The 14283-nt window shown below is 55.1% G+C and carries 15 protein-coding genes; 3 read left to right on the top strand and 12 right to left on the bottom strand.

Going from position 1 to position 14283, the window contains the following annotated elements:
- Positions 1 to 6: 6 nt before the first annotated feature.
- Positions 7 to 1014 (bottom strand): TIGR03756 family integrating conjugative element protein, encoded by a 1008-nt coding sequence (locus CKW09_RS01875; protein WP_095095308.1) that lies wholly within the window; start codon positions 1012 to 1014, stop codon positions 7 to 9.
- A 1-nt stretch (position 1015) separates the two neighbouring features.
- Positions 1016 to 1420 carry a TIGR03757 family integrating conjugative element protein gene (locus tag CKW09_RS01870; RefSeq protein ID WP_095095303.1) on the bottom strand — a complete coding sequence of 135 codons (405 nt, stop codon included), beginning with the start codon at positions 1418 to 1420 and terminating at the stop codon, positions 1016 to 1018.
- 637 nt (positions 1421 to 2057) lie between these two features.
- Here CKW09_RS01870 and CKW09_RS01865 point away from each other — a divergent pair.
- Together CKW09_RS01865 and CKW09_RS01860 are read left to right on the top strand one after the other, a co-directional pair.
- Positions 2058 to 3071 carry an SIR2 family protein gene (locus CKW09_RS01865; RefSeq protein WP_095095300.1) on the top strand — a complete coding sequence of 338 codons (1014 nt, stop codon included), beginning with the start codon at positions 2058 to 2060 and terminating at the stop codon, positions 3069 to 3071.
- A 9-nt stretch (positions 3072 to 3080) separates the two neighbouring features.
- The gene (locus CKW09_RS01860; protein WP_095095299.1) at positions 3081 to 4814 is read left to right on the top strand and encodes an ATP-binding protein; all 1734 of its coding nucleotides are present in this window, start codon (positions 3081 to 3083) and stop codon (positions 4812 to 4814) included.
- A gap of 368 nt (positions 4815 to 5182) precedes the next feature.
- Here CKW09_RS01860 and CKW09_RS01855 read toward each other — a convergent pair whose 3' ends face one another.
- The 10 genes from CKW09_RS01855 to CKW09_RS01810 all read right to left on the bottom strand — a co-directional run bounded on the left by CKW09_RS01855 (position 5183) and on the right by CKW09_RS01810 (position 13452).
- Entirely contained in the window at positions 5183 to 5587 is a 405-nt protein-coding gene (locus tag CKW09_RS01855; protein ID WP_095095296.1) for an acetyltransferase, read from the bottom strand.
- Positions 5584 to 8439 carry a conjugative transfer ATPase gene (locus tag CKW09_RS01850; protein ID WP_095095295.1) on the bottom strand — a complete coding sequence of 952 codons (2856 nt, stop codon included), beginning with the start codon at positions 8437 to 8439 and terminating at the stop codon, positions 5584 to 5586. Before CKW09_RS01850 ends, CKW09_RS01855 begins: the two co-directional genes overlap by 4 nt.
- Positions 8439 to 8864: a TIGR03751 family conjugal transfer lipoprotein gene (locus CKW09_RS01845; RefSeq protein WP_095095291.1), complete on the bottom strand. Its 426-nt coding sequence runs from the start codon at positions 8862 to 8864 to the stop codon at positions 8439 to 8441. The genes CKW09_RS01850 and CKW09_RS01845 overlap by 1 nt, the downstream gene beginning before the upstream one ends.
- Before the next feature lie 149 nt (positions 8865 to 9013).
- Positions 9014 to 10510, bottom strand: coding sequence for a TIGR03752 family integrating conjugative element protein (locus CKW09_RS01840; RefSeq protein ID WP_095095288.1), 1497 nt, complete (start codon positions 10508 to 10510; stop codon positions 9014 to 9016).
- On the bottom strand, positions 10503 to 11411 hold the full coding sequence (locus CKW09_RS01835; protein ID WP_095095285.1) for a TIGR03749 family integrating conjugative element protein: 909 nt from the start codon (positions 11409 to 11411) through the stop codon (positions 10503 to 10505). The genes CKW09_RS01840 and CKW09_RS01835 overlap by 8 nt, the downstream gene beginning before the upstream one ends.
- Entirely contained in the window at positions 11408 to 12079 is a 672-nt protein-coding gene (locus CKW09_RS01830; protein ID WP_095095282.1) for a PFL_4703 family integrating conjugative element protein, read from the bottom strand. The genes CKW09_RS01835 and CKW09_RS01830 overlap by 4 nt, the downstream gene beginning before the upstream one ends.
- Positions 12076 to 12441, bottom strand: coding sequence for a TIGR03750 family conjugal transfer protein (locus tag CKW09_RS01825; protein WP_095095279.1), 366 nt, complete (start codon positions 12439 to 12441; stop codon positions 12076 to 12078). Before CKW09_RS01825 ends, CKW09_RS01830 begins: the two co-directional genes overlap by 4 nt.
- A gap of 11 nt (positions 12442 to 12452) precedes the next feature.
- The gene (locus CKW09_RS01820; protein ID WP_095095275.1) at positions 12453 to 12818 is read right to left on the bottom strand and encodes a TIGR03745 family integrating conjugative element membrane protein; all 366 of its coding nucleotides are present in this window, start codon (positions 12816 to 12818) and stop codon (positions 12453 to 12455) included.
- A 62-nt stretch (positions 12819 to 12880) separates the two neighbouring features.
- Positions 12881 to 13123, bottom strand: a complete 243-nt coding sequence (locus CKW09_RS01815; protein WP_095095272.1) for a TIGR03758 family integrating conjugative element protein — start codon at positions 13121 to 13123, stop codon at positions 12881 to 12883.
- The gene (locus tag CKW09_RS01810; protein ID WP_095095269.1) at positions 13123 to 13452 is read right to left on the bottom strand and encodes an integrative conjugative element protein, RAQPRD family; all 330 of its coding nucleotides are present in this window, start codon (positions 13450 to 13452) and stop codon (positions 13123 to 13125) included. Before CKW09_RS01810 ends, CKW09_RS01815 begins: the two co-directional genes overlap by 1 nt.
- A gap of 201 nt (positions 13453 to 13653) precedes the next feature.
- On the opposite strand from CKW09_RS01810, the gene CKW09_RS24405 reads away from it, so the two are divergent.
- The gene (locus tag CKW09_RS24405) at positions 13654 to 14283 is read left to right on the top strand and encodes a hypothetical protein (protein ID WP_145957238.1); all 630 of its coding nucleotides are present in this window, start codon (positions 13654 to 13656) and stop codon (positions 14281 to 14283) included.

The raw sequence follows: 14283 nt of genomic DNA, 5'->3' as shown, positions 1-14283 counted from the left end.
CATGCCTCAAAAGTCCGTGCTGTAGAGGAAACGCTGCCCGCGGCGCTGGCAGCAGCTGTAGGGTTGCCACAGGGCAAAGGCAGCGTTCGCATCCGCTGCCGGCGAATGGTCGCCGTCCGGGAACACTGCACAAGATTGACTGAGCTGCGGTGCCAGCCGCTGCCATTTGTGGTTGCTGGTTCCGGTGTTTTCCTGAACGGCACCTGGTGGCCAGTACCCTTCCGATCTCTGGCCCATCAGGGGCTGATAGACATGGGGCTGGCCAGAACGGGTGATGATATCCGCCACCCGCTGCGCCACCAGGGCGCCGGCTTTGTCGTCATCAACCTGGGTCACAAATCCAGATCGGGGATAGACGTTGCCCCACATATTCGCAGCCGACTGACTGCCGACCTCACGTTGGCCAGGCACCAATGCTTCGGGATAAAGGGATTCGGGCATGCCGGTACGCCATGCCAGGCTATCCAGCGTGCTGAGGAAATACGGCACAAAAGGGGTCGCCGCGCTGCGGCACGAATAGCCGGCAATGCTGCCGCCAATCAGGGACGTCGCCGGGTGGCCAATGGCATCGGCATACTTGAAGTGGAGGTTGGTTTTACGTTGCCCGGGCGTTTTCAGCTCATTATTGCCGCCGCCAGCAGACACGCCGCTCAGCGCGCTGGTAATACTGCTTTCCAGCCCGCTGGCGGCTTGGCTCACCATCGACATTTCACTCCATGGATTGCCTCCCTGGGTGTTATACGCTGACACCACGGCTTCCGGGATAAAGTGAGTGACCTTGACGGAGGTCCGCACCTTGCAGCCAAACGGCGTACACAGCAACCAGTAGCAAATACCGCTGACGCGCCAACTGATGCAGGCCTGCGACACGGCACTCGCGACAATCTGCGCGCTGTTGAGCGCGGCGTTCGCCGCCGGCACGCTGGCCGCGGACAACATAATGGCCACACTGAGGGATTTAAGGGTAAGCCGGGGTTGCCCAAGGGACACCCCATACAAAGAGGGTTGTTGCATATCACTGCCCCCCTTGTGACTGGGTGCGCAGTGCCGTTGCCTCGGCTACGTCAGCCGTGCCATACACCACATCCCTGTCATCAAACACGACGGCCGGCACTTTTGTAACGCCCAGTTCCCAGGCACGGACCACCGCTCGGTAGACCGTGGCCAGTTCCTGCTCATGGGCCTGCCATTGCGGTGACAGCAGCACGGCCTTTGCCTGCCGTTCGGCTTCATCCGGATTCGATGACAGCTCACCAAACGTCTGTGTTTGCAGTTGATCCGGACCGTCAAGGTAGATAACGGATACCGATGCATCGACGTTACTCGGGGGATGGTGGGAATCGGTATAAAGTACCGTGCCGGCAAGCACCGATGCCGGCGTCAGCAGAGGGAACAACGTCAGCAACGTGCTGATTTTCATGGCGTGCACTCCTGCATGGATAGAATCCACACAGGGTGCTACGACGTGGTCAGAAAGGCAGCAAAGAAGTCTTTATTGGATTATGAAAATTTTATCCGTTGATGCTACAACCGACCTTAAGTCATCACGTTCGTAATCGTCATCTTCATTAGTCGCGACTTGATCTGACGATGCTGTGTAGTAGGGCGCAATAAAACATGAGCGTCAGTTAAGAGTGAAGAGCGGAAGTTTACAATTTTTTACTTACCGCAGAAGGCGGCGTAACAAATATTTCTGTGTATTAATTTTATGGGAACCGATCAACATATCTATGATTAATACAAGTATAGGAAACAAGATTGACTAAAAGCTTCAATGAAAGCGTAGACTAATGTTGATTTTGAGAGGGAATGCATGAGCGGTATTGGTATAGCGCAATGAATTGATAAAAATCCGCTTTAAATCAATGTTTTAGAAAATTCATTCTGCTGAGGGGTCTGAGCACTTATTGGGGCAATTTGTGCCACGTCGAAGGTGCCAAGATAGAATATGGCGAGAAGCATGTTGAGGAAACTTTCAGCGGGTAACTTCGCGAAGTACATCCGCGCGGTCAATCTTGATGGCATGATGAGCACGATACTAAATTAGGAGTTTTTCGATGTCAGGAGTTGATTACCAAAAGCAGGCTCAAGATTATTATGGCAAGGCACCTCTCATCATCCTGGGCAGTGGTGCGTCGGCGGCCCATGGCATGTCTGGAATGGGTGCGCTTGCGAAGCACTTGGTCGCAAATACCGATACTTCTGGCTTGTCTGCTGCTGAGATTGTGGCTTGGGGGAAATTCTGTCAGGTTTTATTAGACGGTGTTGATCTGGAGTCGGCGCTACATCAGGTAGCCGTTACTGAGGAACTGACCTCCAGAATTATCACAGCAACTTGGACGCTCATCAGTTCAGAAGACATTCAAATCTTCCACTATAGCCTTCAGAACCAAGCTATGTTTCCGCTGAGTCGCCTGCTGCGCCACATGTTCAAAAGCAGTCTCACCAAAATAAATATCGTTACTACGAATTATGACAGGCTGGCAGAATATGCTTGCGATCAGGAGGGGACCCATCATTACACGGGCTTCTCACACGGATTCTTTCGACGACGCGCTGCACCGAATGAAATAACATCTGCGCGCAGAGTGAATATCTGGAAGGTGCACGGTTCTCTGGACTGGTTTAAGTCGCCCCTTGAAGACATCGTCGCCCTTTCAAACACCCAGGGGATACCTGCTAACTATAAGCCGGAAATCGTGACGCCGGGCACTCAGAAATATCAAACTACGCATTTGGAACCATATCGCTCGACTATTCACAATGCCGACTTGGCAATCAATGCTGCCAACTCCTTCCTGTGTATCGGCTACGGCTTCAATGACGAGCATATTCAACCGAACATCATGGCTAAATGCATTCGTCAGAATACGCCTATCACGATTATTACTTATGCGCTCTCAGACGCTGCCAGGAAGCTCATCCTTGATGGTAAGGCGCAAAATTACTTGGCAATAGAACGGGGAGCCACAGACGAGCAGTCCATCGTCTACTCCTCTTTGGATAAGGCTCCTCTAATAATTGAAAGAAATATCTGGAGTCTTGAAAATTATCTATCACTAATCATGTAGGAGGAAGAGATGCCGATATTTAATTTTAGGGATGAAGATGCACTTGGAAAGGTGGCCTCCGTCGATACAACAAATGTTATCGTTGACGTGGAAAATGTCGACCAGCTAAAAAGGTTGCAAGTCAACCATCTTGCCGTGCTCCAAAGCAGCAAGCCTGGACAGCATCTCATTGGCCTCATCACCCAGGTAACCCGCAAGCGTGGCATCGAGGACATTGCCAACGATGGTATTAGCGAAAAAACCTCAGAACTCAATCTCTGCAAAATCGCCCTGATTGGCACGATGCTAGATCGTGATGGAGAAAGAGAAAATGTGTTTCGCCGCACTCTGGAAAGCGTTCCAGAAATCGACGCGAATTGCTTTTCGCTTGAGGGCGAAAACCTTACGAACTTTATGCGTACACTCTCTAGCGTCTCAGCCGATGGCAATGCCCTGACGCTGGGAAAATACACGCTGGACGAGCATGCCGTTGCATATCTCAACGGTAACAAGTTTTTCCAACGCCACGCCTTCATCGGCGGCAGTACCGGATCAGGTAAATCTTGGACGACAGCCAAGATCATTGAGCAGATGACAAGGCTCTCTACGGCCAACGCCATCGTTTTTGATCTTCATGGTGAATACGCACCATTGGTGGGTCAAGGTATTCAGCATTTCAAGGTGGCCGGTCCCGCCGATGTTGAGGCCAAACGCACCATTGATGACGGTGTACTTTACCTGCCTTACTGGTTGCTTTCGTATGAAGCACTTGTTGCAATGTTTGTTGACCGGAGTGACCAGAATGCGCCCAACCAGGCAATGATCATCTCCCGTGAGATCAACCAGGCCAAAAGAAAATATCTTGAGGAAGGTGACCAGAAAGAAATTCTGAAGCACTTCACCGTAGATAGCCCAGTTCCATTCAATCTAGATGTTCTGATGGGCAGGCTGAACGAGATCAATGTAGAGATGGTTCCGGGGGCATCGGCTGGTAAAGAAAAGCAAGGTGATTTTTTTGGAAAACTCGCCCGGATGATCTCTCGGCTAGAGAACAAAATCTCTGATAGGCGCCTAGGATTCATATTCAGCGGCGGTGGCGACGTTTTGGATTTTTCTTGGCTTGAAAAATTCACCACTGCCATGCTCGGAAGCTCTGTAGAGAATGGCAAAGCTGGTATCAAGGTCATCAACTTCTCCGAGGTTCCATCAGACGTTCTCCCACTGATCGTTTCTCTTGTCGCTCGAGTGACCTTCTCTGTCCAACAGTGGACGCCATCCGAGCTGCGCCATCCTGTTGCGCTTTTGTGTGACGAAGCCCATCTCTACATGCCTCAACGAAACATGGCTGTGTCCGCCGACGATATCTCCTTGGATATTTTCGAGCGCATCGCCAAGGAAGGCCGTAAGTATGGTGTCAGCCTCATCGTGATAAGCCAGCGTCCCTCCGAAGTGAATAAGACGATGCTCAGCCAGTGCAGCAACTTCGTGTCCATGAGGCTGACCAACGCCGAAGATCAGGGCGTGATCAAAAGGCTTTTGCCCGATAGCCTCGGCGGGTTCAGCGACATCCTGCCGACCCTTGATACAGGAGAGGCCTTGGTTGTTGGCGATGCGAGTCTGCTTCCAAGCAGAATCAGGATCGATGAGCCCATAAACAAACCGAATAGCGGCACGGTCAATTTCTGGGATGAATGGCAAAAGCCTGTCAAAAACAAGCGACTGTTGATTGCGGTAGAAAATTGGCGTAAGCAAAACATCCAGTAATTGCTTCACTGGTTGTAAACCTTATTGGCATAGTATCGCAGTTCCCTGAAGTCTCATGCGTGCGATGCCCTTGAGACTTCATATGCAATGTGTGCTGTACAGTGAATCGTCGAGTCCGAGCTTTGCTATCCATTCATCAAAAATACGGCGGTATTGACCTGCTCACACGTAATTATTGCTGTGTAGCGTCAGTAATGCCCGCTCTGGCACATAGCGGACAGTCATATGCTGTACATCAGAACCAAAGGCATCAGCCAAACCACCACTCTTTTTCAGCAGGACGTAGACGCAGAATTATCATACTCTCCCTTGTATGGCCCCTTAAAAAACCGGCCAGAAAGCCGGTCAAAGAATAATAACAACTCAAACTAATTGACCCGAAACCGCTCGCACAAGTCACTCAGATGTAGCAACAAATACACCACATCAGCCGCATCCGGCACGGTGATATACCAGCGCGGGTGGCCATACTCCTCCGGAAGGGGCCACAACGTACTGCCAGTCACTGTGATCAGCACATCGATGCAACGCCCCAACCGGCCCTCCAGATGCAGCGCCACGCTGGTACGGCTCCCGATGCGATGCGGGTGGGCAGTCAGTGTGATCGGCCCCAACAGCCGATCGCGGATAGCCGTACAGAACGTCTCAAGCGCCAGCGCATCCGTTTCGCTTAAGGTGGCCATACCCTGTGGAGGAAGGGAAAACAACGCCGGTTCACGACAAATCTGGCCATGCGGTCGAACAACAGGTTCCGGGTATTTCAGGGTCATCATGCTTCCGCAGCCTCCCCGTTCACCGCCAGACCGCGCAGACGGTCAAGCTTTTGCGCCACCTTGCGGGCCGCCTCAAGTTCGCTGCAACCAAACTCCTGCATCAGCGCGCGGCGCTCGGCCTTCTCTTCTTTCTCGGTCATCCCCAATGCCAAATACAGGCTCGGCGGTACAGCACGAAACAGCGCCTCGAGTTTTTTCGACAGCACTACGCCTTCGGTATAGCAACCGGACAGCTTACTGGCTGACAGTAGCACCGCTTTTTGCTCCTCGGTCAGCGCCTTGAAGCGGGCAATGTCGTTGACCTCCTCCGGCGGCATGGTCAGACAGACCCACCACTCCGCCATGTTCAGCATCTTCTCGGCAATGTCCGGGAAGTCTTTCAGGTTCTGTGTCGCCAGCCACAGCCAGGCGCCGAGCTTACGCCACATTTTGACGATTTTGGTCATGTACGGCGCCAGCAGCGGGTTCACCGTCACGATGTGCGCCTCATCTACCGCGAACACAATGTCCCGCGCCGAGTACTGGTCTCGTTCGGCAATGTTGTTGATGGTGTTGGTCAGGCTCACCATCGTCAGCGCCATCTGCGCCTCATACCCCTCACGCGCCAGATGTCCCAGGTCAATCAGGGTCACATCGGCTTCTGGCCACAGGCTGCCCTCGCGGTTAAACAGCTCCGCCTCAAAACTGCCGGTCTGGGTAAACATCCCGAGCGACTCGGCCATTTCTGCCGCCTTGGCCCGGCGCTGCTCATTACGGATATCACTCCCTTCATCCTTGGAAATGATGTACAGCGCCTTCTGCAGATCTGCCGGCAACATCTGCCGCCCGTCATCATAGGTCTGACGCGCTGCCATCAACAGGGCTTCACGGATCATCGCGCGGTCAGCACGCTTCAACTCGTGCTCTTCCTTAGCGTCACCACCGGTGATCATCATGCGCGCCGAGATCTCCATTTCACCCAGGTAATCCCGCTTGTCGTCATCATCGTCATCATCGGCATCGATGTCCGGCAGGTCATTTTCATCCAGGGCCAGCGTCGTTAATGCATCTTCGACCAGCTTGTGCGCGTAGGAGAACGGTGGCAGCGAGACGCCACTGCTAGGCTTGATACTGACTTTGTTAACCGTCAGCCCCTGGCTTTCAAAGTAATCAGCCAGCAACCCAAACGAGTTACCCGCCTCAGCAATGAACAGACGAGGCCGGTGTATCGCCATCAGTTGCGATAAGGTGGCACACAATGTTGCAGACTTTCCCGCGCCGGTCGGCCCAAAATACAACATGTGTGCATTCTGACTGCGGTCATGCTTGTTGAGTGGGTCAACCGTCAGCGTATCCCCACCGCGGTTGAAGAAGCTCATGCCGGGGTTGCCGGTTCCGGTCTCACGGCCGGTCACCGGCAACAGCCCCGCCAGGTGCTGTACCCAGGTCAGGCGGGTATACCAGTGCTTTTTGTCCGTCTCCGGGTTAAAGCACATCGGCAGCGCCCGCAGGTAAGTATTGAGCGGTGCCACGTCAAATTCCGGCCGGACCGGCTGCAGGCCGGCGCCCAGCAACACGTTGGTCAGATCGACACGTTTGTGATTGAGTGCCGTCAGGTCACCGGCACGCAACAGAAACGTAATGCCGGCACGGTAGAGCTTGTGGCGATTACCCAGGTACTCTTTCACCTGCGTCACGTCCTGGCGCACGCGCCCGGACTCGGTATTTTCGCCGACGGCGTTTTTCGACAGCTTGTTGAAATCATTCTCCAGCGTGTCCTGAGGCTGTACCACGATGGTCATGCACAGCATCGTCCCCTCCGGGAACAAATCCATCAGCGCATTGATTTTCTTCTCGCCGCGTTTCATTTCACCGGTGATGGTGCCGGGTTCCGGTGGGCGGCGCAGCTTCTCGACCGGAATGGCACAATGCGCCTGATTATCGAACCACCACACCCCCTGGTCCGGATCGGACACCGGCGGGGTGAACAGGAGGGTCTCGGCAAAATCATTCTGCACCGGCATGGCACCGTCCGGCGTGTCACGGCTGTCGAAATAGGCGGCGTCTCGGTACAGAGTCTCTTTATCCACCCACTCCGGACTCGGATTAAAATGACGCAGCAGCCAGTCATGGACCTGTGCCCCGTTCTGGCGCACGCAGATCACACCGCCGCCGACGAGCGCGCCGGTCACCCGCTCACAGGTCTGATTCAGCATGGCAATCGGCGGCATCGGATCATGATTGCCCTTGCCAATCCAGCGATACACCACCATGCGAGTGCGACGTTGCTGCCCGCGCCACGGCTGGTCGGTGATCAGTGTGTCCTTGAACAGACCTTCCGGACGGGCGATACCGCGCATATGACGTTCGGTTTCTTTCAGCCAGTCTTCGCTGAACGCGCTGCCCTGGGCGTGGGGTTTGACGTAATTTCTCAGGCGCTCGATGTACGCCTCGACGTTGTTCTCGTCCTGGCAGAAGAACTGTACGATCCAGGGGTTTTCGTCATGCTCGTCAAACGAGTCCTGCAGGGCGTCCTCCACCGTGTCGCGCATCTGCTCCAGGCGATCGTCCGTGCGTCCTTCGGTGGCCACCGGTGTAATATCAAAGACAGCCCCAACGGACACCCCATCATCGAGCAAAATACACTGTTCACGGTCGAGAAATTCCGCCCAGGGCAGGTAATCAATGATTGACGGGTTGGCGTGATACACCTGCTGCTCTTCCTTTACCGTCATTCTGCCCGGGCGCCGTAACGGCTCACACCCGTCGACGCTCAGCGGCACGCCATCCTCGGTCGTGGTCAGGGTGTCCTGGACACCCACTGCCGGCTTCTTGCGCGTCAGGCGCTTTTTATCAAACAGGGAAAATCGCATCAGTAGGCCTCCGTCCGTTCACCCGGCATCGCATACTGCACCTGGCTGTAAAACGGGAACACGGTGCTGTACCCCGGCACCGGTGCGTTACCGTCCGCCAGGTGCGGGAACACGTACATCACCAAGTCGGGGTTCGGCAGCCGTGGGAACTGCTGGCTGATTTCGCTTTCCTGCGTGCGGCTGTAGCTGCGATCGTCCGTCGCTGTTGCCTGGCGTTCGTTGTCGGTGAGCGGCCGGCGCAGACTGTCGCGAGCCGCCACCGCATTACGCGCTGAACCGCCACCGTCTTCACCCTGCCACAATTCCAGCATCGAGCTGTCGCCTGGCGGCAGCATTTCCTCTTTCGACGTCGAACAGCCGGCCAACGCCATGACGCTGACGATGACAGCGATCGCCAGGACTCGGTTAAACAGATTTTTTCTCATGATTATCATTCTCTTATAAGCCAACACAGCAGGAGCAGCACACCCAACCAAAACGCGCTGCAGGACAGTAAGATCAGCGCCCAACTCTGTGGGCGACTCATCCTTTCGCATTGACGCCACAGCATGCATCTCCTCCTCTGAATGACGTGTTAATCCAGTCCGCCGGTGCTGCCGTTTTCGCCGGGCAGGCTAAAGTCGTAACGCACCTTGCGCCCTTTGGCCTCAAAGTCGATCGCCAACTGGCGGGTAATGTGCACGGCCAGTTTCTGGCCCGGGGGAACGTACACGGCGTCGAACATCATGCCGTAGCGCTCACGCACCCAATCGGCGGTCTCTTTCATCCCGCCCGACAGCGCCTTGCCCAGCACGGCCTGGCCGGCATTACCGGTCATAGTCGAGGTGATGCCATTCACATTGTTTTGCGTGGTGTATTGTCCCTGGCTGACCCCCTCACCGGCCGCACTGGCGGCCGACAACGCGGCAATGGTTGGCAGGTAGGTGGAGGCATTGGATTTACGCTCCCCGCCGATGCACGGAATGCCGTTGTCATCAGAGATCCAGCCAATACCGGCGGTCGTGCTGACGTCTTTCCCACTGTTGCCGCTATTGTTATTGCTGTTGGCCTTCATATTGGTGTCAGGATGCGGCAAGGTGCGTACCGTACCGTCCGCAAACACAAAGGTAATGCTGTTGACCTGGCCACGTACGCAGGACAGCGTCCAGTCGCCGCTGGCGGTCCCAGAGACAATCGCCCCCGCCACGTCCGGCAGTTCGATACCGTTGGCGGTCAGGTTGTCTTTGCCAATCATCAGTTTGAAGGGATAGGGGTCGGTCACTGTGCCGTTGATCGGCACCCGGCCCAGCAGCGCCGTCATGGAACGACTGCCCACCAAAGTCGAGTTCTCGGGCAGGGTAAACACCGGCTCAGCGTTCTCCTCCGTTCCTTTTTCATTGGTGCGACCTTTTACCTGTTGCTCATAGGCGGCTTTCTGGCGCGTGATGGCATTGTCAGACAGGAACGACGTCGGGAACTGCGGGCCGTCTTTGATGCTGTTCGGATTGCGCGGGTCGGGCTCTTTCATGTCCTTCGGTCCGACCCACATCAACCCGTCCTGGCCAGGTGCCGCACTGCCCTCGCCGGCGCCCATGCCATCCAGTCCCAGACCGAGCGGGATATCGCTGTCGCTTTTCGCCTTGTCTTTGTTCCCGGCCAGTTGCTCGGTCAGTGTCTGGATTTTCCCCATCAGCGTCTGCTGCTCCTGCTGGAGCTGCTGCTGACGCTGCTGCGCCTGTTTCTGGAAACCGGCCACGGCCTCATTGACCTGGCCGGACACATTGGTATTGCGCTTGCGAAGCGCTTCGTTTTCTTTCAGTACTTTGTCAATGTTGCTCTGCAGCTCGGCCTGCTGGGTTCGGGTGGTGCGCAGGGTGCCCACCAGGGTACGCAGTGTGTCTTCCGGGGTATCCCCTTCAACGCCCAGGGCGCGCAACTCCTCCGGCGACATGTTGGCCAGGATGTTATGCGCTTGCTGGGGCTTCTCCGGCGCTTTATCGTCTTTGCAGGCTTTGAGCCCGACGACAATGGACGCGGCCAGCACGCCGAACACAATCACCTTCGGCAACATGTTGGATTTAACATCAGCCATGGTTTGCCCCCTTCTTCGCCGCTTTCACCGCTTTGCGCACCACTGACGGTTCCGCAACAAACGCCCCGTCCGGGCGACCGGCGGTGACCAGGTACAGCGTGGTGGTGTCCTCCGGCGTGCCAACAGGCCCCAGGTAACGGTGCTGGAAGGTCGCCGTCACGAATTGCCCCTGCAGCACCCGCGGATCCAACGTGATTTTACGGCTGGCGGTGTTCTGCACCTTCAGCGCCACCACGTTGCGGCTGCCAATACCCCAACTGCCCAGCGGCGTGATGGCCACCGGCTCTGACGGGTACAATGTGGTGATGCGTTTCGGCAGGTGTGGGTTAACCGGATGAATGCCCGGCACCGCTTCAACCGTGCGTACCGGGCCATACAGGCTTTGGGCAGCAAAACGCGTCAGGACGACCGGCTGCGGCGCGTTGTATCTGATTTTTTTACGCTTCGCCTGGGTGCCGTCATCCGCCCCGGGTGTCGCGTTAGTTCCCCCTGAAGCCGCAGGCGTGTCGTTACTGCTGCTGACCGATGTCACATCACCGCTGTAGGCAATGCGCACCGGTTCGGCGGAGCCTTTGTCCGATGCCGTCACATCAAGGAGGATGACCTCCCCGTTCTCCACGTCCTGCAGCTGCAGCCGCGTTGATGGGAATGCCGCATCGGCTTTCAGATAAACCGCACCGCCACTGCTTTGCACCCGCAGCTTGCCGTTCAGCGCCGGCGGGAAGCCGACACGGACATTTTTATCGGCAAACAGCACCCGCTCCTTGCCGACAGCCAGCGGGATTTGCAACGGGATGCGCTCCCATTTCATCAGCTCTTCCGCCTGGGTAACCGGCGCGGTGAACATTGCCGTCAGGGGAAGCACACTCAGGGAAAGCGCCAGTACGCGTACTTTCATCATTGGAATACTCCTTTCTTCTCAGGTGCGGGTTCCGCCGGCGCCGCAGCCAGACGCTGTGGCATGCTGTCGTAACAATCCAGGGCCAGACCAAACTCATTGCGCTCCGGGTCCCCTTCTGCGCGCACCACTTTCAGGGGGTAGCGTGTCAGTGCGCGCTTCACCGGTTCGCCGGCAAAGGACTCGTCCGCCACCAGGTCAAGGCGCACTACCCAATTATCACGGCCTTTTACCGTCACCGGACTCTGGTTATAACGACCGTTGTAACCATGCTCAGGAATTTCGAACACCACGCGCGTCCTGCCGGCGAGCTCACCGCTTTCGCTGCGCTTTTTGGCATCCGCCTTCAGGAAGCGTGCACAGGAATCCGTCAAATAAGGGGACAGTGCGGCAATTTTGGCCGGGTAATCCGCCTCACCGTTCTTTGGCCAGGCATTGAGCTGCTGGAAAATGTAGAAACCAAAACTGTAAACCGTGGAGGGAGGCACCTCCCACCAGGCGCGGGTTGAACCGCTGCGCAGATCGGGGGGATTATGGATAGTCAGGTTATCCGGCGCCCGCATCCAGCCGATGCTGGCCACCAGGAGGAAAACAACCAGCACACCGCAGGCAACACGCAACGTGAGAATGTGCTGGTCACGGTTTTTAACCGCATGTCTGAAACGGCTCATGTGGACCTCTTAACAACGCGGCTGCGACGCAACGACCAGCCCTGTTTGTCGATAATCAGGGTGGGATCACCCCACCCCATGCGACGTTTACGCGCCTCAAGGCGCTGCCAGATATAATTCTCCGGCTTACCGCGCTTGAGGCGCGTCAACCGGCTGCCACCAAACCAAATAACCGCCAGCGGGGTGAGCAGCATGCCGGTAGGGATAACCACCCAACCGGCAAGGGGGATAAACGGCAGCGACACGAGCAGACCCAGCCCCACACCGACCAGCACCGCCAGCCCCATCTCCGGGGTGGTAAACCCCCGGAAGACAACAGGTTCGGCGTTGAGGCGGTCGGGTAAAAATCGGATAGTCTGCATAGCGGACGACCTTAGAACAGGATTTCAGCGGACTTACCAACCAGCCAAATCACGGCAACGACCAGCACAATGCCGACCACAACAATGGCACCGAACTTGGCCCACACGGCCTTCCCTTCCCGTACCTCATGGAACGTCGAGACCGCGGCATTGGCCACCACGATAAAGGCCACTGCGGCCAACACCAGGCCGACCAGCACAATCCCGTCCTGCAGATAGCCTTTCAGCGTATCCATCAAGCCACCGCCGCCGCCGGAGGATGGGGGTTCAACTGACGGCAACGCCGCCTGCACCGGTTGACTGGCGGCATACACCAACGAAGTCGCTACCGCGACACGCGCAGAAACATGACGGAAAAAACGAACGACAGCATTCATAAAACATTCCTTTTTGCAGTGTGAAATTAACAACATGTAAAACAGTCCAGCGTTTCACCAGGTCAGTTGGCAAACATCCAGGTAACAACGACCAGCAGCAGCACGAGCCTGACGGCAAACTGCACCATTGCCGCATTGCGGATCTTTTCGTTGCTCCACCCTTTCCAGATATCGGTCAGCGCCCAGGCGGCCCAAACAAACATCACCGCCAGCAACCCGCCGATGCAGATCAACGACAGGATGTTGGCTTCAACCCCACCGCTGGCCGCATTGAAGGCCTGTTCCTGTGCAGCGGTCATGGCCATCAGGGACGCTCCCGACGGTAATTGCCGGCCACGGCGCTACCATCACGGGGTTGCGCACGTGAGGGCTCGAGGTAACGATCAATACCGGCATTGATGGTCTTGAGGTCGGCAGTGGCGCGGGCATAGTCGAAAAAGAAACGACCACGCTCGGACGGGTCGGCCTGAACGGCAGCAACGCGCGCACGTTCAAGCGCTGCCTGCACCTGAATCAACATGCGCTGGGCAGACGCCAGCTCATCTTTTTCAGCCGCCTGGGCAGGCAGTGCGGTCAGCAGAGTCAGTCCCAGCAAACAGCCGGCACCGAGACCACGAACAACGGGGATAGGCATACACAAGCACTCCTTGATGATTTAGGGTGCTGTCAGGGTGCGATAGATGGTGCGGGAGGTCAGTGGATAACTCTTTATGGGATTTTGATAATTTTTACACAGTGGTTGATACAAGCACGGGGGTTTGGCAATCTGGAAATCTAATATTTCACAGATAAAACTCCATCGCATGTAACTAACCCAAAGGTAGCCAATTAAAATATGAATACAGTTGATATAATTACAAGGGTAATATTTCCTGTCTTGACATTAGTTCTGGCTGGCATTGGACACAAAGCAAAATGGATCATACAAGCTGATAGTATATTTGAAAGATACTCAAAATTAAGCAAATTCACCCATGAACTTGCGAACCAACTAAACGATGAAAGATTAAAAGAAATTTCCGGGGAGTATGGTTATGCAGCAATAATAAGGAAAAAAGGATTGAGTCGTGATGAAAGATACACTTTACTGAACATGCTTAACCCCGTAGAAGGGATTGAAGAGTATCACACCTGCTCAGACTATCTGAAGATAGACGTTGTACGTAGTGGATTTAGTTGGAAAAGAAAACGGTACAGCAGCCATCTCTATAGAAGATTAGTTTCTCTAATAAACTCTATATTTTATTTCATCGGTTCAATTATGTTGTTCTGCCCTATATTCTACCAACCTTTCCAAGATACCATTGTAGGTAATACCTTTAGGTCTTTATCAGTGAAAATGCAAATTGGAACCACCACGTACATCATGTTGGCAGGGTTGTTTTTCGTTGTCGTCAGCTTAAACAGAATGTCTAAGCAACATCGTGCTGGTAAATTAATCCAAAACTCCCACTCTATCCGTTAA

Origin of the sequence: Serratia ficaria (genome assembly GCF_900187015.1) — a bacterium.
Taxonomy (GTDB): Bacteria; Pseudomonadota; Gammaproteobacteria; order Enterobacterales; family Enterobacteriaceae; genus Serratia; species Serratia ficaria.
This window is presented reverse-complemented; position numbering and strand designations above follow the sequence as displayed.

What these genes read in the sequence shown, in the direction of transcription:
- CKW09_RS01875 (WP_095095308.1), bottom strand. Translation starts at nt 1,014, where the DNA reads ATGCAACAACCCTCTTTGTATGGGGTGTCCCTTGGGCAACCCCGGCTT.
- CKW09_RS01870 (WP_095095303.1), bottom strand. Translation starts at nt 1,420, where the DNA reads ATGAAAATCAGCACGTTGCTGACGTTGTTCCCTCTGCTGACGCCGGCA.
- CKW09_RS01865 (WP_095095300.1), top strand. Translation starts at nt 2,058, where the DNA reads ATGTCAGGAGTTGATTACCAAAAGCAGGCTCAAGATTATTATGGCAAG.
- CKW09_RS01860 (WP_095095299.1), top strand. Translation starts at nt 3,081, where the DNA reads ATGCCGATATTTAATTTTAGGGATGAAGATGCACTTGGAAAGGTGGCC.
- CKW09_RS01855 (WP_095095296.1), bottom strand. Translation starts at nt 5,587, where the DNA reads ATGATGACCCTGAAATACCCGGAACCTGTTGTTCGACCGCATGGCCAG.
- CKW09_RS01850 (WP_095095295.1), bottom strand. Translation starts at nt 8,439, where the DNA reads ATGCGATTTTCCCTGTTTGATAAAAAGCGCCTGACGCGCAAGAAGCCG.
- CKW09_RS01845 (WP_095095291.1), bottom strand. Translation starts at nt 8,864, where the DNA reads ATGAGAAAAAATCTGTTTAACCGAGTCCTGGCGATCGCTGTCATCGTC.
- CKW09_RS01840 (WP_095095288.1), bottom strand. Translation starts at nt 10,510, where the DNA reads ATGGCTGATGTTAAATCCAACATGTTGCCGAAGGTGATTGTGTTCGGC.
- CKW09_RS01835 (WP_095095285.1), bottom strand. Translation starts at nt 11,411, where the DNA reads ATGATGAAAGTACGCGTACTGGCGCTTTCCCTGAGTGTGCTTCCCCTG.
- CKW09_RS01830 (WP_095095282.1), bottom strand. Translation starts at nt 12,079, where the DNA reads ATGAGCCGTTTCAGACATGCGGTTAAAAACCGTGACCAGCACATTCTC.
- CKW09_RS01825 (WP_095095279.1), bottom strand. Translation starts at nt 12,441, where the DNA reads ATGCAGACTATCCGATTTTTACCCGACCGCCTCAACGCCGAACCTGTT.
- CKW09_RS01820 (WP_095095275.1), bottom strand. Translation starts at nt 12,818, where the DNA reads ATGAATGCTGTCGTTCGTTTTTTCCGTCATGTTTCTGCGCGTGTCGCG.
- CKW09_RS01815 (WP_095095272.1), bottom strand. Translation starts at nt 13,123, where the DNA reads ATGGCCATGACCGCTGCACAGGAACAGGCCTTCAATGCGGCCAGCGGT.
- CKW09_RS01810 (WP_095095269.1), bottom strand. Translation starts at nt 13,452, where the DNA reads ATGCCTATCCCCGTTGTTCGTGGTCTCGGTGCCGGCTGTTTGCTGGGA.
- CKW09_RS24405 (WP_145957238.1), top strand. Translation starts at nt 13,654, where the DNA reads ATGAATACAGTTGATATAATTACAAGGGTAATATTTCCTGTCTTGACA.